General features: G+C 59.5%; 17 protein-coding genes. 11 read left to right on the top strand and 6 right to left on the bottom strand.

Annotated elements, in window-relative coordinates:
* Window positions 1-71: 71 nt before the first annotated feature.
* The 5 genes from GOB83_RS06360 to GOB83_RS06340 form a co-directional block, all read right to left on the bottom strand.
* Window positions 72-821: a methylenetetrahydrofolate reductase gene (locus GOB83_RS06360; RefSeq protein WP_086646357.1), complete on the bottom strand. Its 750-nt coding sequence runs from the start codon at window positions 819-821 to the stop codon at window positions 72-74.
* The gene (gene folD / locus GOB83_RS06355) at window positions 818-1,729 is read right to left on the bottom strand and encodes a bifunctional methylenetetrahydrofolate dehydrogenase/methenyltetrahydrofolate cyclohydrolase FolD (RefSeq protein ID WP_095349665.1); all 912 of its coding nucleotides are present in this window, start codon (window positions 1,727-1,729) and stop codon (window positions 818-820) included. The genes GOB83_RS06360 and folD overlap by 4 nt, the downstream gene beginning before the upstream one ends.
* Window positions 1,730-1,863: 134 nt before the next feature.
* The gene (locus GOB83_RS06350) at window positions 1,864-3,024 is read right to left on the bottom strand and encodes a GNAT family N-acetyltransferase (protein WP_165925562.1); all 1,161 of its coding nucleotides are present in this window, start codon (window positions 3,022-3,024) and stop codon (window positions 1,864-1,866) included.
* A gap of 18 nt (window positions 3,025-3,042) precedes the next feature.
* A complete protein-coding gene (locus tag GOB83_RS06345) occupies window positions 3,043-3,504 on the bottom strand; it encodes a RidA family protein (RefSeq protein ID WP_086646354.1) in 462 nt (153 codons plus the stop codon).
* A 36-nt stretch (window positions 3,505-3,540) separates the two neighbouring features.
* On the bottom strand, window positions 3,541-5,088 hold the full coding sequence (locus GOB83_RS06340; protein ID WP_095349663.1) for a TSCPD domain-containing protein: 1,548 nt from the start codon (window positions 5,086-5,088) through the stop codon (window positions 3,541-3,543).
* 178 nt (window positions 5,089-5,266) lie between these two features.
* Here GOB83_RS06340 and GOB83_RS06335 point away from each other — a divergent pair, with 178 nt between their 5' ends.
* The 7 genes from GOB83_RS06335 to GOB83_RS06305 all read left to right on the top strand — a co-directional run bounded on the left by GOB83_RS06335 (window position 5,267) and on the right by GOB83_RS06305 (window position 9,840).
* A complete protein-coding gene (locus tag GOB83_RS06335) occupies window positions 5,267-5,647 on the top strand; it encodes an NADH:ubiquinone oxidoreductase subunit NDUFA12 (RefSeq protein WP_165925561.1) in 381 nt (126 codons plus the stop codon).
* Between the two features lie 56 nt (window positions 5,648-5,703).
* On the top strand, window positions 5,704-6,240 hold the full coding sequence (mlaD, locus tag GOB83_RS06330) for an outer membrane lipid asymmetry maintenance protein MlaD (protein ID WP_095349662.1): 537 nt from the start codon (window positions 5,704-5,706) through the stop codon (window positions 6,238-6,240).
* Between the two features lie 32 nt (window positions 6,241-6,272).
* Window positions 6,273-6,506 carry a hypothetical protein gene (locus GOB83_RS06325; RefSeq protein WP_408737426.1) on the top strand — a complete coding sequence of 78 codons (234 nt, stop codon included), beginning with the start codon at window positions 6,273-6,275 and terminating at the stop codon, window positions 6,504-6,506.
* Entirely contained in the window at window positions 6,503-7,150 is a 648-nt protein-coding gene (locus GOB83_RS06320; protein ID WP_242005755.1) for a DUF2155 domain-containing protein, read from the top strand. Before GOB83_RS06325 ends, GOB83_RS06320 begins: the two co-directional genes overlap by 4 nt.
* A gap of 97 nt (window positions 7,151-7,247) precedes the next feature.
* On the top strand, window positions 7,248-7,991 hold the full coding sequence (gene otsB, locus GOB83_RS06315) for a trehalose-phosphatase (RefSeq protein ID WP_095349660.1): 744 nt from the start codon (window positions 7,248-7,250) through the stop codon (window positions 7,989-7,991).
* 2 nt (window positions 7,992-7,993) lie between these two features.
* Window positions 7,994-9,337 (top strand): alpha,alpha-trehalose-phosphate synthase (UDP-forming), encoded by a 1,344-nt coding sequence (locus GOB83_RS06310; protein ID WP_095349659.1) that lies wholly within the window; start codon window positions 7,994-7,996, stop codon window positions 9,335-9,337.
* Window positions 9,334-9,840 (top strand): disulfide bond formation protein B, encoded by a 507-nt coding sequence (locus GOB83_RS06305; protein ID WP_233129113.1) that lies wholly within the window; start codon window positions 9,334-9,336, stop codon window positions 9,838-9,840. The genes GOB83_RS06310 and GOB83_RS06305 overlap by 4 nt, the downstream gene beginning before the upstream one ends.
* Before the next feature lie 130 nt (window positions 9,841-9,970).
* On the opposite strand, the gene GOB83_RS06300 is transcribed toward GOB83_RS06305, so the two are convergent.
* Complete coding sequence (locus GOB83_RS06300; protein WP_369823039.1) at window positions 9,971-10,453, bottom strand: NUDIX hydrolase; 483 nt, start codon at window positions 10,451-10,453, stop codon at window positions 9,971-9,973.
* A gap of 116 nt (window positions 10,454-10,569) precedes the next feature.
* Here GOB83_RS06300 and GOB83_RS06295 point away from each other — a divergent pair, with 116 nt between their 5' ends.
* The 4 genes from GOB83_RS06295 (at window position 10,570) to GOB83_RS06280 (ending at window position 17,488) form a co-directional block, all read left to right on the top strand.
* Window positions 10,570-11,553, top strand: coding sequence for an aldo/keto reductase (locus GOB83_RS06295; RefSeq protein ID WP_165925560.1), 984 nt, complete (start codon window positions 10,570-10,572; stop codon window positions 11,551-11,553).
* Window positions 11,554-11,710: 157 nt separating this feature from the next.
* The gene (gene uvrB / locus GOB83_RS06290; protein ID WP_194301311.1) at window positions 11,711-13,966 is read left to right on the top strand and encodes an excinuclease ABC subunit UvrB; all 2,256 of its coding nucleotides are present in this window, start codon (window positions 11,711-11,713) and stop codon (window positions 13,964-13,966) included.
* A 78-nt stretch (window positions 13,967-14,044) separates the two neighbouring features.
* Window positions 14,045-14,704, top strand: a complete 660-nt coding sequence (locus tag GOB83_RS06285) for a 2OG-Fe(II) oxygenase (RefSeq protein ID WP_095349657.1) — start codon at window positions 14,045-14,047, stop codon at window positions 14,702-14,704.
* Between the two features lie 42 nt (window positions 14,705-14,746).
* On the top strand, window positions 14,747-17,488 hold the full coding sequence (locus GOB83_RS06280) for a M16 family metallopeptidase (protein ID WP_165925559.1): 2,742 nt from the start codon (window positions 14,747-14,749) through the stop codon (window positions 17,486-17,488).
* Window positions 17,489-17,562 lie beyond the last annotated feature (74 nt).

Below are 17,562 nucleotides of genomic sequence, written 5' to 3'. Positions count from 1 at the left end.
CTACCCCGTTGCTACTAGCGGCCTGCCCGGCACCACACATGTTAAATGCTTGTTGGGAACAGTGCGCCTGTTCAGGCCACCGCATCAAGCAGGGCAGGCAGGTAGTGTTCGAGTTTAACGCGTACGGGCATAAGGTAGGCCGATCCCTTGTCCTGTCCAAGTTCACGCAGGACAGTCTGGGCAAAGGCTATGTTGGATTCAAGCGTTGTGGAAAAATCCTTGGGGAACACAATGTGGTTTGTGGTTTCCCAGTATGAGCGTGAACGCGGGCCAATAACGGGGGACAGACCCCAGAACACGTTTTCGCCCTGCAACCATTCGCGGCACAGGTCGAACAGTTTGTAGTCAAAGACCGGCTGGGTGAAAAAACCACAGGCTCCGGCTTCCTTTTTGCGGGCTACGTCTTCCAGTTCCTTCCACGGTGCGCGGCGGTAGGGGTCGAACGCGGCATAAACATTCAGGTGCGGCGCTTCCTTGCGGTAGCGGCGGATAATGCTTTCCGTGCTGTTGGGGTATGTGCGCATGGACAGGTCGGCCGGAGGGTCCCCGTGCACGACCAGAATTTCCTCCAGCCCGTCCTGCTCGGCTCCGGGCAGGGGGGCGTGGGGCGCAATGTCTATGGCGCGGATATGCGGAATAACACGGGGGAAGACCGGGCGCAGCTGGGCTGCGGCATCCCAGCTGCGCAGGGGAAAGCGCATGAGGTCGGGCACATTGAGCGTATCCGCCGCGGGAAAAACCGTCTGAACGGTTTTTACGTCCTGCTCCAGAGATTCGGCGGAGCGGGGGATCAGTTCAACGCACAGGCGGTTCAAGCTCATTCGGTTTTTCCCTCGATCTGCATCTGGGCCGCGGTGAGTGTGTTTTTGAGCAGGCAGGCAATGGTCATGGGGCCAACGCCCCCCGGCACGGGTGTAATGCGCCCGGCAACCTTTACGGCCTCGTCAAATGCCACATCCCCCACAAGGCGGCTTTTACCACTTGCAGTCTGGGTGCGGGTAATGCCCACGTCAATAACCGTGGCCCCGGGTTTGATCCAGTCGCCCCGCACCAGCTCGCGGCAGCCGGTTGCCACAACCAGAATATCTGCCTCGCGGGCAAGGGCTGCGGTATCGCGCGTGTGAATATGGGCGATGGTGACCGTGCAGCCTTCTGCCAGCAGCAGCAGCGCCATGGGTTTGCCCACAAGGTTGGACGCGCCAATAACCACGGCGTGCTGGCCCTTCATGTCTCCCAGCTGGTCGCGCAGCAGCATCAGGCAGCCCAGTGGGGTGCAGGGCACAATGCCGGGCAGGTTTACGGCCAGACGGCCTGCATTGACCTCGCCCAGACCATCCACATCCTTTTCAGGCAGAATGGCGTTGGTAATGCGGCGTGCATCCAGCCCGTTGGGCAGGGGGAGCTGCACCAGAATACCATGAATTTCCGGGTCGTTGTTCAGCCGCCCGATCAGGGTCAGCAGTTCGGCCTCCGACGTGGTTTCGGGCAGCATGTGCATAAAGGAGCGCATGCCGGCATGGTGTGTCTGGATCGCCTTGTTTTTAACGTACACCTCGCTCGCCGGGTCGTTGCCCACCAGAATAACGGCCAGTCCGGGGGTTACGCCGTGCTGGTCGTGGAAGGCCAGAACATCCTCACGGATCTGCTGGCGCACGGTTGCGGCAAAAGCCTTGCCATCAATCAGGCTGGCCTGATGTTCGGGGGGGAGGGTGTGGGATGTGCTGCTCATCAGTTCTGTGCCGGTCCGGTCGCGTAAACAGGTGGGAAAAGGGTCAGGCGGGCATACGCAAAAAAACGCCTGCCGACAATGTTTGCAACCCTTGCCCGCCCGCTTTACCAAGGGGCCGGGAAGGGTCTGGGGGGCTAGGGGTTCTGGGGCGGGAGGTCCTGCCTGTAGGGGGTTAATGTGCTCAGGGCCTGTGCTTCGGCCAGTATGGCGGGGCGTTCGGCCTGCAAAAAACGGTCCACCGCATTGCGCAGGCCGGGGCTTTGCAGCCAGTGGGCGGAGTGGGTGAGGGTTGGCTCGTAGCCCCGCTGGATTTTGTGCTCCCCCTGCGCGCCGGCTTCTACCCGTTGCAGGCCGTGGGCAATGGCAAAATCTATGGCGCGGTAATAGCAGAGTTCAAAATGCAGGAAGGGCCAGTTGCCTTCGCACCCCCAGTTGCGGCCATAGAGCGTATGGGTGCCCATCAGGTTCAGGGCCGCGGCCACGGGGGTTGAGCCGTTGCGCGCCAGTATAAGCACAACCCGCTCGCCCAGCCGTTGCGCCATAAGCGGGAAGAACTCGGCACTCAGGTAAGCGCTGCCCCATTTGCGGTCGATTGTATTGCGGTAGAACTGGTAAAACGCCTGCCAGTCCGCCTGCGTTATGCTGGCGCCTTGCAGGGTTTCAAATGTCAGTCCCGCAGCGTTGGCATCGCGCCGTTCGCGTTTGATGCTCTTGCGCTTGCGGGCGGAGAGCGTGGCCAGAAAATCGTCAAACGTTGCGTAGCCTCTGTTGTGCCAGTGGTATTGCAGGCCAAGGCGGGGCAGCCAGCCCTGCTGGTGCAGGGCCGTACTTTCCGCTTCGGTGCAGAAGGTCACATGGGCGGAGGACAGACCCGTATCCGCACAGATCTGGCGCAGGGCATCAGCCATAACGGCGGTGGTCTGCGGTGGGGCAGCAGGGTGGAGGAGCACTCGGGGGCCGGGTACGGGGGTAAAGGGGATGGCAATCTGGAGCTTGGGGTAGTAGCGGCCCCCCGCGGCTTCAAACGCACGGGCCCAGCCCTGATCAAAGACGTATTCGCCCCATGAATGGCCTTTAAGGTAGGCGGGGCAGACAGCGGCCAGTTGCCCATCGGAGCTATGCAGGCACACATGCCGTGGCACCCACCCGCTTTGTTGGCCGGTGGAGCCGCTATCTTCCAGTGCGCTTAAAAACGCATGACTGACAAAAGGGTTATCCGGCCCTGCGCATTGCGCCCATTCCGCAGCGGGAATGTCGTGAATGCTGTTGTGCAGGGTAACGGACCAGTCAGCCATGAGTTTTTTTCCGCTTGGTCAGGCGATCTCGAACAGACCTTCCACTTCCACCGGGGCATCCAGCGGCAGGGAGGGTACGCCAACGGTGGAGCGGGCATGGCGTCCGGCATCCCCAAAGACGGCCACAGCCAGATCAGACGCCCCGTTCATGACGGAAGCATGGGCTGTAAAATCTGGCGTGCAGGCAATAAAGCCGCCCAGACGCACTACACGCTTGACGCGGGAGAGGTCACCCACTGCCGCTTTAACCTGTGCGATCACGTTGATCATGCTGTAACGCGCGGCTTCCACCGCTGTTTCCACACTCACAGCGTCCCCCAGCTTGCCGGTGGCGAACAGCTTGCCATTGTGCAACGGCAACTGGCCTGAAACTACAAGGAGCGAGCCTGTCTGCACACAGGCAACATAATTGGCCACGGGGGCTGCGGGTGTGGGCAGGTCAATACCCAGTTCGGCCAGACGGGATTGGGGAGTGCTCATGGCGTTGTGTTCCGTTCCTTGTAAAAAAACCGGGACCTAGCAGACCAGGCGCAGGTTGCGCCGTGGGCGTGTGGGTTGCGTATCATCTCCATCCGGCAGGTCCAGCGGAAGCAGCGGGTCCGGTTCGGACGTGCTGTCCTGATGGGGGCCGTCGGGCAGGCGCCTGTCCAGATAGGTGTCGGACAGGGCCCTGAAGGCATAGTCCAGCATGGAAGTGGCGTAGGAGGCAACCGGGTCACCTTCTACCGTGCCAGCCGGGCCAAAGCAGGAATAGGCAAAGTTTTCCACATAGGCTTCCAGCGGCGCGCCGTATTGCAGGCCAATGCTTACGGCATCCCCAAAGCTTTCCATCAGCCCGCGCACCATACCACTTTCCCGCGTGGGGGTCAGGGACAGCTCACCCAGTGTGCCATCTTCATACTCCCCTGTGCGCATGAACAGGCGGTGCCCGCCAATGGTGGTTTTTTGTGTAAAACCGCCATGCCGTGCGGGCAGAATCCGCCGCATGCCCCGCTCGAGCCGGAGCTTTACAGGGGTGGGCAGGGTTTCTGGGCGTGCGGGCATGCGGTCCGCAAAGCCGGTAAGTGCGCGGTACATGGCCAGATGCGCCTTGGGGCCGGGCTGGGGCAGCACAGTCTCGCCCGCAAGGGCTGCGGCCAGTGCGGTTTCTACCGTAAAGCCGCGTATGTCCAGCCGTTGCCGGGTGCTGTTGGCCAGCCGTCCATCGGGTCGGAGCATGGAAAAAACAGGGGCCAGACCGCACGCTTCCACCCCAAGCAGGCCATCTACGGGGTTGGGGGTGGAAAACCCTGTTTCGATCGGGGCCAGAGGAGCATCGGTTTCTACCGCGGCTTCGTTCCAGACCGCGCGCAGGGTCTCGCCCAGCCCGGGTAGTACGGTGCGTACGGGCGGCAGGGGCAGGGACTCCGGGCCGCGTCCTGCATGGGCAGTCAGTGTGGCCAGTGCGGTAATGGCACAGGCGGCGGCACGGCCATCTTCGCTATCATAATCCAGACCAACACCGGCAAGGCAGGCATCCATGTTGGTCAGCAGGATGTCCCCCGCAGTTGCGGCCTGCATGGGTGGGGCATCTGTGCCAGCGGAGGGGGTGGGCACAAACAGGTCGGGCAGCAGCAGGTCGCCATTGCGCTGGTCGGCCATGTTGAGTGCCGTCTGGCGCAGTACCGCGCAGATCAGCTTGAGTGCGGCTACAAAGGTGCGCGCGGCAAACCCTTCCCCGGGGGAGACAAAGGCTGCCAGGTTGACCACAAAGCCCGCAGGGCGGTCGAACGCGCAGTGCCACACGGCTTCCACCGGTGCGGCCTGGCGCGTTAGCAGCAGCCATACCAGTGAGCGGGCAGAGGCCTCGTCCAGCGCAAGGGCCGTAATCCAGCGTGACGCAAGAGTAGGCAGGTCAAGCGGGCCGTCGCCCGGCATAAGCTGGGCAAGTGCGGACGCGGCATCCACATCCCACTCTGCGGGCAGCGTTACGGAGCGGAGCGGTGCGTCCGGGTCTGCTGCGGCGTCCAGTGTGCTCATCAGCACACCGTTCCAATGGCGTCTGGCTGTTGTCATGAGTGGCATGTTACCGCTGCGCACACACACCGCGTAACCCGACAAAACACGTCCGGCACTCCGTTATCACCCTGCAAAATGAGGATATGGGGGATAACTTTTGCATCCTCCCGCTCGCGCGCGGTTGATCGGGGAGTTTGCGATAAAACATGGACCGCGGGGTGCGCGGAGTCCTATCATCGCTTCCATGGCAAATTTCGGAACATGGCTGCATACGCGCCGGAAGGGTCGGCTGTTTGGCAAGGATGCCGATGGTCGCTGTTATTACGAATCCACCGGCCCGGCCCGCAAGGGTGGGGGCACGGAGCGCCCCGAGCGCTGGGTTATCTACCTGAAAGGGGAAGATGCCTCCGCTGTGCCGCCGGAATGGTGGGGCTGGCTGCACCACACGCTTGATGCCCCGATTGCCGAGGCAGAGCGCAAGCCATGGCAACTGCCCCATCAGGCGAACATGACCGGCAGTGCACAGGCCTATCACCCACAGGGCAGCCTGTACGCAACGGGCCAGCACCCGCCCGCAACCGGTGATTATGAGGCATGGACACCCGAGAGTGTTCCCAAGGCGTGATTTGCGGCACATTCCCTGTTAGAGTGGTTTGTCTTATCAGGGAGTGTACTTAGTTCATGGCATCGGCAATGGCGGAAAAATCACGGCGCAGTCTGGCGGAGCTTCTGACTGGCGCAGCCGTGCTGGTGGCTCTGGCAGGCATGCTGGCCGCAGCAGTGGTCGGCGAAGGCCGCAAGACAGATACGGTTGGCTACCAGCTTGGGGCCGACTTCTCGCACGTAGACGGGTTGAGTGTTGGCTCGGACGTGCGGCTGGCCGGGGTAACGGTTGGCACCGTGCAGAGCGAAAGCGTAAACCCGCAGACCTTCAAGGCGCATGTGGTTTTTACCGTGCGCCCGGACATTCATCTCTCGGCTGATACAGCGGCTATTATTACCAGCGACAGCCTGCTTGGTGGCAAATACATTGCCCTCTCCCCCGGTGGCGATGACAAAACCCTGCCCGCAGGTGGCACCATCAGCCAGACACAGGGTTCGATTAGTCTGGAACAACTCCTGAGCAAGTTTATTTTCTCTGTGACCGATACGCTGACCCGCGCCAACAAGGATGCTGCAGCCGGGCAGAATGAGGGCAATGGCGCAAATCTGCCCTGAAACAGACATAAAAACGGTTTAGCAAGACGAACATGATTAAGGCGGACACAATGACGGCGTTGCGCATATGGCCGCAAGAAGACGGGCAACCCGTTACGTGCCAGGAAAAACTGCGCATGCTGGAAGAAAACTGGCAGGAAGTGCAGCAGGTGCTGGCCGACGCGTTTGAGGATGCGGTGCTCATGGGGGTAAGTGAACAGGTTATGCGTGAGCGTCTGGCAGAGCTTGTTACCTCTCTTTCCTCTCCCAAGGTGGCAGGCGCATGATGTTGCTACTCCGTGGGCGGTGTGCCCGTATGCTGGCCGCGGGTCTGCTTGGGCTGGCTGGTTATGGTGGTGCAGCCTGTGCCACGGGTACGCCACTTGCTCCCCCGGCCGTTTACCCGGCTGGCACATGGCAGGGTAAGGGTACGGCAGTTGTGCGTGTGCTGGACCGGTTGGACGCCCATGTGGAGGTCTTGTCCGTGCCGGTTGGGGGCGAGGCCATACATTACAAAAATCTGGATATTCTGGCCCGCCGCTGCCTCCAGCGCCCGCCAACCCGGGCACCCGATGCCGCCGCCTGGCTGGAAATACAGGATACACACCCCGGAGGGGCTACCTTTAAGGGCTGGATGCTGGCCGCCGAGCCCGGGCTCGGGGTGCTGGAAAGTTCGGTTTATGATGTGCGGATGGTCAAGTGTGCCGGGGATGACATGGCCCCCTTCCTGCCCGCCTTGCCAAAACCCGTAGCCCCCCCACCCCTGCCAGAAGCCGCCCCGGTTGATGAGGGTGCCGGCATGGGCCAGGGCTCGCAAACCCTGCCGGCCCAGCCAACTCCGCCGGGCCTTGTGGCGCCACCTGCTGCCCCGCGCCCTGCCGCGCCGGATAATGCCAACCCGTTCCAGCCGGATAGCGATGGGGCCTATTAAGGGTAAGGCTGCGGGTTAAATCATATTCATTGCGTAGCGCAACACACGGCATGCGGGTTTTGCCCAGCGCTGCAAACAGACAATCAAGAGGTGCGTTGTGTTTGGTTCCTCCTTTGCGCAGGATAGCCGTTTTAAAATTCCTCCTTTGAGCCAGACAGCTTTTCTGCTGGATTTTGATGGTACTCTGGTGGACATAGCCCCAACGCCCGAAGCTGTGGTGGTTCCCCCCGATTTGCGGGAAACCCTGAGCCGCCTGCGTGCGGCCTGTGGGGACGCACTGGCGATTATTTCTGGCCGCCCGATTGACCAGATTGACCAGTTTTTGGGTGATGTTCCATTTGCGGTTGCAGGGGAACATGGCGTGGCCATCCGCCATCGCCCCGGTGGCCCTATTGAGCGTGCTGTGCTGCCGAGCATGCCGCAGCGCTGGCTTGTGCAGGCATCCGACCTGCTGGCGACCCTGCCGGGCACTCGGCTGGAGCATAAGCAGGGTGGTTTTGTGCTGCATTACCGTGCAGCGCCCGAAAAAGCAGAAGTATTGCGCCAGACTGCCGAGCGTTGGGTTAGGGAATCCGATGGGGCCTTTACGCTCCAGCCAGCAAAAATGGCATGGGAAATCCGCCCGACCGGGGTGGATAAAGGCTATGCGGTTTCCCTGCTGATGGAAACCGCACCCTTTGCGGGGCGTAAACCTGTTTTTGTGGGGGACGACGTAACGGATGAGGACGGCATGGCCGCAGTCCACCGTATGGGCGGTGCCTTCTTCCGTATTCCAGCAGATTTTCCAACACCTGCGGTGTTCAGGGCCTGGCTGGCGTCCCTTGTTGCTGGAAGGGGGTAAGCATGCAGAGGCTGGTCATTGTTTCCAACAGGGTACCAGCAGTACGTGACCGCAAACAGCCAGCAGGTGGTCTGGCTGTGGCACTTAGGGCTGCTGTTCAGGACCACCCCTGTCTGTGGTTTGGGTGGTCCGGCCAGCAGATAGGCGGAGACGGCGCGGACAGAACACTCAGCGTGGACACGGTAGGCAACGTAACCTACGCCACCATAGGGCTGACCCATAAGGAATATAACGGGTTTTATCAGGGGTATTCCAACGGTATTCTTTGGCCGCTGTGCCATTACCGGGCCGGGCTCATGAACTATAGCCGGCATGACCAGCAGATTTACGCCAGTGTGAACACCCTGTTCGCGACCAGACTGGCCCCCATGCTTAAACCCGATGACATGGTCTGGGTGCATGATTACCACCTGTTCCCGCTTGGCAAGGCCCTGCGTGATTTAAAAGTCAAAGCGCGGATCGGCTTTTTTCTGCATATCCCTTTTCCGCCATGGAGCCTGATGCGCTCTCTGCCAGAGGCCCCGGCCCTGATGCGCGACCTGCGTGCCTATGATGTGATTGGCGTGCAGACCGAAGATGACGCGCGGAATATGAATGAGGCCTTTGCGGTTCTGGGTATTCCTGCCAAGGCGCGGGTGTTCCCCATTGGCATTGATCCGGACAGTTTTGCAGCCTGTGCGCGTGAGGGGCAGAGCCTGCCACAGGTGCAGCGCCTGCGTCAGGACCTGCGCGGTCTACCGCTGATTATTGGTGTGGACCGCATGGATTATTCCAAAGGCCTGCCGGAACGACTGCGCGGGTACGATACATTCCTTAAGCGCTACCCTGAATACAGGGGTAAGGTTACGTATCTCCAGATCACGCCGGTTTCACGCGGGAGCGTGCCGGAATACCAGAGCCTGCGGGCCGAACTGGACCAGATTGTGGGGCATATTAACGGCACATACGGCGCGTTTGACTGGACCCCCGTGCGCTACCTGACCCACCCGCTCCCGCGGGAACTGCTGGCGGCTTTTTTCCAGCTTTCCAGTGCGGCACTTGTCACCCCCCTGCGCGACGGGATGAACCTTGTGGCCAAGGAGTATGTGGCTGCGCAGGTCCCCGAGAATCCCGGCACACTTATTTTGTCCCGTTTTGCCGGGGCTGCGGCGGATATGGAAGATGCCCTGCTGGTCAACCCGCATGATTCGGATGAAATTGCAGCAGCCTTACATAAAGCGTTAAGTTTATCCGGCTCCGAGCGCCGGGTGCGCTGGGAGCGTCTGCGGGCGGAAGTATGGCGTGTTACGGCGGCAAGCTGGGCGCGGTCGTTTATTGCGGCGATGTCTGAGGTAAGAACAGCATGAAAAAAACCATGCGGCTGAGCACGGTTGCGCTTTTTATGATTCTGGCCGGTTTTGCCGCACTTGGCGTTGCCTGGTGGACGCAGCACAGGCTTGGAATTATGCCGTGTGAGCTGTGTCTGTGGGAACGCTGGCCCTGGCGGGTGTTGATTGTTCTGGGGGTTGTAGCCCCTGTATTGCCTGCCCGCATGGGGCGTGGTGCCTTGTGGGCATGTGTGCCTGTTCTGCTAGCGGCGGAAGGGCTTGCAATCTGCCATGCAGGCGTTGAGTGGAAGTGGTGGCCAAGCCCATTCCCTGCCTGCCATGCGGCCCATGTTGTGGGGCGTACACTGGCCGAGCGCTGGGCCTCCATGCCACTGGTGCCATCCAAACCGTGTGATGCCCCTACATATCTGATCCCCGGCCTGCCTGTTTCCATGGCTGTTATGGGGGCAGTGTTTGCACTGGTTGTGCTTGCCGGGTTGTGTGTGGGTATGGGGCGAATTAAAAAAAGCAACTGGATTTAAGGTTTTTTCAGGTTTTTCCAGAATATTTACCACATATTCCGTGCGGTGTTGAAAAGCCCTGCGTTCAAAAGCAGATGTCTGGTGCAGAGTGTATGCAGCGCGCGTTACTCTGAATGCTGGTTTTTTACGATCATGGCTGTGCCTGCATGATAGTTTTTGCAAGTGTGTGCAGGCGTGCGCTGGCTTTTGGGCCAAGCTGGGCGATTTCCTCGTAACTGAACCACCTTACTTCCCGTGCATCATCCCCCGCAATGGGGGTGGTCAGGGCTGGTTGTGGTTCGGTGCAGAGCACGGCAAGAATAAGGTAATGAAAAGCGAGCGTGCCATCGGGCGCATAATGCAAGCTATCAAACACATCCACCAAAGATGTTGCATGGGCCTGTAAGGAAGTTTCTTCCATAAGCTCCCGTTCCGCAGCGCGGAAAAAGGTTTCTCCCCCTTCCACCTTGCCACCGGGAAAGCCCCATAAGCCCGCATCGGGCGCATTGGCCCGCCGGACAAGCAGAAAATTACAGCCACGGCGCACAATGGCCAGCACGCCAACGCGGGGTAATACGGGTAAGGGGGGAGCGTTCATGGCCCTGTAGTGTAGGGGGGTGTGCATGCAGGTCAACCCATCTTTGCTGCAAAACACTGCATCTCTATCCAGATGCGGTGTTTAATGGGTAAGATGTGGCAATGGTGCCGTAACAGGCCTGTTGGTGCAGAACATAGTCAAGGAGAGTAAACGTGACGGCGGAATTTATAAAAATTGAAGGTATTCCCAAACCGGCCTCGCGTATTGCCCTGGGTACATGGGCCATGGGTGGCTTTATGTGGGGCGGCCCTGATGATGCCAATGCCGCAAAAACAATAGATAAAGCACTCGATGTTGGCATAAACCTGATTGATACCGCACCGGTCTATGGGTTTGGTCATTCGGAGGAAATTCTGGGCAAGGCGCTGGAAGGGCGGCGTGACCGGGTGGTGCTAGCTACCAAGGTAGGCTTGGACTGGCAGGATGGCCACGTATTCCGCGATAGCAGAAAAGCACGGATTGAAGAGGAACTGGACGCATCGCTCAAACGGTTGCGCACAGACCATATTGATCTTTATCAGGTGCACTGGCCGGACCCCAAAACCCCGTTTGAGGAAACCGCACGGGCACTGGAAAAAAGTGTGCAGAGTGGCAAGGTTCGCGCACTCGGGCTAAGTAATTTTTCCCCCGAACAAATGGATGAGTTTAGGAAGTTCGCACCAATTGCGGCTATTCAGCCACCTTATAATCTGTTTGAACGGGAGATTGAAAAAGACATTCTTCCTTATGCCGTAAGCAATAATCTGGTTGTTCTGGCCTATGGTCCGCTCTGCCGGGGGCTGTTGTCGGGTAAAATGGCAGCAGATCACGTATTTACGGGGGATGACCTGCGTAAGGTGGACCCCAAGTTCCAGCCGCCTCGCTTCGCACAGTATCTGAACGCGGTGGAAGGGCTTAAAACCATTGCCGAGCAGCACGGCAAAAGCCTGCTGGCTCTGGCTATTCGCTGGGTGCTGGACCGGGGCCCAACCATTGCCCTGTGGGGGGCCAGAAAGCCCGAGCAGATTACCGGTGTGCAGGATGCTTTTGGCTGGACACTCAGCAAGGACGATATGGCCGCCATTGATGCCATTCTGGACAAAGCTATTACCGACCCTGTGGGGCCGGAATTTATGGCACCTCCCGCCCGCTCATAAAACCGGACCTGTGTCCTTGCCTATGGTGGGGGCACAGGTGCTGCAATGCAGGGGAGGGGGCATCTCTCCCTCCCCTGCAATGGGGGATTGTGGAATTGTGCGGGGTCGTTACCGCTGCTCTCTTGCATAGGGGAGCAGAGTTGCCCATCTTGTGGGCATGGGTGCTTCATCTTCTTCCGCCGCGCCGCCCGCGCGTGGCAAAAAACGGGCTTCTCTGAGCGAGCGGGCAGCAAGCTTGCCGCCTGTTACGTTTGTGCCGGAGCAGCAACCCGCCCGCCCGCGTTTGCGCCGGATGGAGGTTGTCTCCGAATATGAACCGGCAGGGGACCAGCCACAGGCGATCAAGGAACTGGTCGCGGGCGTGGAAGGGCAGGAGCGCGATCAGGTTCTGCTCGGGGTTACCGGCTCGGGCAAAACCTTCAGTATGGCCAAGGTGATCGAGGCCACCCAGAAGCCCACCCTTATTCTGGCACCCAACAAAACACTGGCCGCGCAGCTTTATGGGGAGATGAAGCAGTTCTTCCCCAACAATGCCGTGGAGTATTTTGTCAGCTATTACGACTACTATCAGCCCGAAGCCTACGTGCCGCGTTCTGATACATATATTGAAAAAGACAGCCAGATTAACGAGCAGATTGACCGTATGCGGCATGCCGCCACGCAGGCGCTGCTTGAGCGCAATGATGTGATTATTGTTGCCTCTGTCTCGTGCATTTACGGTATTGGCTCGGTCGAGACTTACTCCCGCATGGTGGTCAAGCTGGAGCTGGGGGGCGAGATTGACCGCGACAAGCTGATCAAAAGTCTGGTGGAACTGCAATACCGCCGGAACGATGCAGCCTTTGCGCGCGGGGCGTTCCGTGTGCGGGGGGAAAGTGTGGATATTTTCCCTGTCCAGAACGAAGACAGGGCCTGGCGCGTCTCCCTTTTTGGCGATGAGGTAGACGGCATTATAGAGTTTGACCCGCTGACAGGTGATAAAACGGCTGATTTGCAGGAAATTACCATTTACGCCAACAGCCATTACGTTACGCCACGGCCCACGCTTAATCAGGCCATAAAAGGCATAAAGCACGAACTGCGCACCCGACTGGATGAGTTTACCCATGCAGGCAAACTGCTGGAGGCCGAAAGACTGGACCAGCGCACCACGTTTGATCTGGAAATGCTGGAAACAACAGGTGTGTGCAAGGGAATTGAGAATTACTCACGCTACCTCTCCGGGCGCAAACCGGGCGATCCCCCGCCAACCCTGTTTGAATACCTGCCAGAAGATGCCTTGCTGATTGTGGATGAAAGCCACGTGACCGTGCCCCAGATTGGTGGCATGGAGCGTGGAGACTTTGCCCGTAAATCCATTTTGTCAGACTTCGGGTTTCGGCTTCCGTCCTGTCTGGATAACCGGCCGCTTAATTTTGCGGAGTGGGACAAGTTCCGCCCCCAGACCATCTTTGTCAGCGCCACACCCGGCCCGTGGGAAATGGAGCGCACAGGCGGTGTGTTTGCAGAGCAGGTTATTCGCCCCACGGGCCTGATCGACCCTGTAACGGTTATCCGCCCTGTGGAACACCAGGTGGACGACCTGCTGGCCGAGTGCCGCGAGACCATAGCCAAGGGCAGCCGCGTGCTGGTAACCACCCTGACCAAGCGCATGGCCGAAGACCTGACCGATTACATGAACGAAGCCGGTATTCGGGTGCGTTACCTCCATTCCGATGTGGATACGCTGGAGCGGATCGAAATTATCCGTGACCTGCGTATGGGCGCGTTTGATGTGCTGATCGGCATTAACCTGCTGCGCGAAGGGCTGGATATTCCCGAATGTGCGCTTGTGGCCATTCTGGATGCGGATAAGGAAGGCTTTTTGCGCTCGCGCACATCGCTCATCCAGACCATAGGCCGTGCTGCGCGTAACGTGGATGGGCGCGTGTTGCTGTATGCTGATAAAATGACCGACTCCCTGACCTACGCGGTGGAAGAAACCGCGCGCCGCAGGGAAAAGCAGATGGCCTGGAACGCAGAGCACGGCATTACACCCCAGAGTGTGCGCAAGCATATTGGGGATATTGTAGGCTCCGTGTTCGAACAGGATTACGTGACCGTCGCCCCGGATGAAGATACCGGGGTGGCCGAGTTTGTGGGGCAGGACCTGAGTGCCACCATTGCCGGGCTGGAAAAGCGGATGCGCGATGCCGCAGCCGAGCTGGAGTTTGAAACAGCAGGCCGCCTGCGTGATGAAATTAAAAGGCTGGAAGCCTTGCAACTCGGGCTGGACATGCCGCCCCCTCCGGCCCCAAAGGCCGGGGCCGGGCGTAAAGGCGCTGGCAAAGGGCAGGTCCCGCGTCCCTTGGGGCCGGGTGGCGGGGGGTATGAGCCAAAACCCGGAAAGGGCCGCAGTAAACGGCGCTCGTAACGGCTGGCTCTTGTTTATGCCGCGCAACCCTTCTACCGTTTCGGCGGTTAACAGGTTCACTTTTGCGGACAACAGGGTATGACCACGTCAGAATCCACCATCCGGCCCGATTATGCGGCATTAACGCAGGCTCCTGTCTGCGCAGAGCCATTTACACATATTATGGTGCCGCACTTTATTCGTCAGGATGACTTGCCCAGACTGTTCGCCAGTCTGCCTGCCATTCATTCGGGCGGGTCTTTCCCTCCACAATCACTTAAGCTTGCCCCGCTGGTGCAGGCACTGGTGCGCGAGATGGAAGGCCCGGAGCTGCGCCGGATCATTGCCCAAAAGCTGAACCTTGACTTGGATACAGCACCTTCCATGCTGACCATTCGTGGCCGCACGCGGGAAAAGGATGGCCGCATCCACACGGACTCTCTGGCCAAGCGCGTAACCATTCTGCTTTACCTGAACCCTACAGGCCCGCATTGGGAAAAGCAGGAAGGTTGCCTGCGCCTGCTGCGTGGTCCGCATGATATTGAGGACTACGCAAAGGAAGTGCAGCCTGTGGATGGCACACTGCTCATCTTCCCCAACGGGCCGACAACATGGCATGGGCACAAGCAGTTTGTGGGGTCGCGCTATACCATTCAGCTCAATTACATGACCGAGGATGCCAAAGCCCGCTCCGAGCTGCGGCGGCACAAGCTGTCTGCTCTCGCCAAAAAACTGCCTTTGCCTGCCATGGGGTACTAGGCATTTTTTCTTTGCCGTTTTCCACAGGACACAGGATTTTTCATGATTTTCCGTAAAATGACCATCTCCCGCGTGCGGGGTGCCGCACTGGTTGCCGGGCTGGCCCTGTGTGGCAGTGCGCTCTCGCCCGTTGGTGCCTTTGCGCAGGCGGCAGCGCCTTCCATGCCATCGGAACTGGTGCCGCCTTCGCTCAGCAGTGCGCAGGTCGTGCGGGCAACCCTGCCTAATGGCTTGCGGGTTGTGATCGTGCCCAACAAGCTGGCACCGGTGGTCACAACGGAAATCAACTATCTGGTTGGGTCGGCAGAGGTGCCAAAGGGTTTTCCCGGCACGGCGCATGCGCTGGAACATATGATGTTCCGTGGCAGCAAGGGGCTGGACAAGGACCAGCTCGCGGCCGTGGGTACACGCCTCGGCGGCAGCTATAATGCGGACACGACCGAGGACGTTACCCAGTATTTTTACACTGCTCAGGCACGTGACCTGCCGGTGCTGCTCAGGATTGAAGCCCTGCGCATGAACGGGCTGACCCTGTCCGAGGCAGACTGGAACAAGGAGCGGGGTGCTATTGAGCAGGAAGTCTCGCGCGACCTGTCCAGCCCCGCCTACCGTTACCTTGAACAGCTGCAGGCCATTTTGTTCGCAGGTACACCGTACGAGCATGATGCGCTGGGCACGCGCCCGTCGTTTGATAAAACAAAAGCCGCTGACCTGCGCGCATTTTACGAAAAATGGTACGCGCCCAACAACGCCATTCTGGTTATTGTGGGGGATGTAAACCCGGTTACCGCCCTGCAACAGGTAGAAGATGCGTTTGGCGGTGTTCCACGTAAAACATTGCCAGCACGGCACAAGGTTTCCCCCGTGCCACCACCGGCCAAAACGCTTACGCTGGCAACGGATTACCCTATAGGGTTTGCAACACTTGCCTTCCCCATGCCGGGTTCTTCCGCTGCGGATTACGCTACGGCGGATATTCTGTCCGATGTGCTGGCCAGCCAGCGTGGGGCACTGTACGACCTTGTGCCACAGGGCAAGGCGCTATTTGCCGGATTTGAATACGCCCCCAAAAAGGAAGCAGGGTTTGGGCTTGCTCTGGCGGCGTTCCCCAAAGGGGGGGATGCGGCAAAAGCCATGGCGGATATGCGGGGTGTGCTGGAGGCTATTCGCAAGAATGGCGTTCCGGCTGATCTGGTAGAAGCCGCCAAACGGCGTGAGATTGCCCAAATGCAGTTTGCTGCCAATTCGGTCAGCGGTCTGGCTTCCACCTGGTCCACGGCGCTGGCTTTTCAGGGGCTGGACGCACCGGGGGATCTGGTTGCCGCGTATCAGGCCGTAACACCAGAGGCGGTGAACAAACTGGCTGCCACCCTGCTTAACCCGGCCCATGCGGTTTCTGCCGTACTCACGCCGGAAAGCTCTGGTAATCCTGTGTCGGGCAAAGGGTTTGGCGGGGCTGAGTCCTTTGCGTCTTCCCCCGATAAGCCGGTCAAACTGCCGGACTGGGCAGAAAAAGCCCTGCTCAAGCTGGACAAGCCTGAACCCACACCCCAGCCTTATGTGAGCACCCTGTCCAACGGGATCAAGCTGATCGTCTGGCCGGCCCATGTCAGCCATACCATTCAGCTCAGCGGTCAGGTCCGGCAGACACCCTCCCTCCAGCAGCCCGCAGGGCAGGATGGGGTGAATGACGTTACCGAAGCCCTGTTCTCCTACGGGACCACGCAGTATGACCGGCTGGCTTTCCAGAAAGCGCTGGACGATATTCCTGCATGGGAAAGTGCGGGGAGCAGCTTCTCCCTTCAGGTTCTGACACCCGATTTTGCAAAAGGTGTTGCCCTGCTGGCTGATAATGAGCTGCACCCGGCTTTTGCAGACAAGGATTTTCAGGTTGTGCGCCAGCAGACGGCACAGGCACAGGCAGGGGAACTGCTCTCGCCTGACCATCTGTTCAACCGGGCCATAAAAATGGCTGTGCTGCCGCCCAAAGACCCCACTTTGCGCGAAGCCACACCGCAATCCATCATGAGCGTGACGCGTGATGACGTGCAGACCTATTACAAAAAAGTCTGGCGGCCAGACAGAACAACCATTGTTGTGACCGGGGACGTAACCCCGGAAAAAGCACAGGCTGTGCTGGAACAGGCGTTCGGGGGCTGGAAAGCCGATGGCCCCGCACCCGATATTGACCTGCCTGCAGTGCCCCTAAGCAAGGCATCCCACGCACAGGTGCCAGATAAGAGCAGTGTGCAGGACGAAGTGGTTCTGGCCGAAACACTGGGCCTGACTGCGGCCCAGCCCGACCACTTTATGCTCCAGTTGGGGAATGAGGTGCTGGGGGGCGGTCTGTTCTCCTCCCGCCTGTACCGCGACCTGCGTGTTAAAACCGGGTATGTTTACACAGTGGGGAGCGCGTTCGAGTGGGGGCGCACCCGTGGCCTGTACACGGTCAATTACGGCGCAGACCCCGATAAGGTCGGCAAGGCACAGGCCGCTGCGGTGCGGGATATCAAGGCCATGCAGTCGGCTCCTCCTTCGGATGATGAACTGGCTCTGGCCAAGGCGTCACTTCTGCGGAGTATTCCTCTGGCCCGCGCCAGTCTGGACCGGATTGCAGCGCAGTACCTGCATCTGACCGATCTGGGGCTGCCGCTGGATAATGCGGACCGCGGGGCACTGGCCTACTACAATGCAACCGGCGCAGATGTGCAGGCCGCATTCCGCCAGTGGATCCGCCCGGATGATCTGGCATCCATTGTTAAGGGGCCTGCTCCGTCTTTGTAAAAGACATAGAATATACAGGTGTTTTATGCAGGCGGCGGAAAGTTCTCTTTCCGCCGTTCTGTTTTGTATTGCAT

Source organism: Acetobacter fabarum (assembly GCF_011516925.1).
GTDB lineage: Bacteria > Pseudomonadota > Alphaproteobacteria > Acetobacterales > Acetobacteraceae > Acetobacter > Acetobacter fabarum.
Note: the sequence above shows the minus strand (reverse complement) of the source record. Positions and strands in the feature narration are given on the sequence as shown.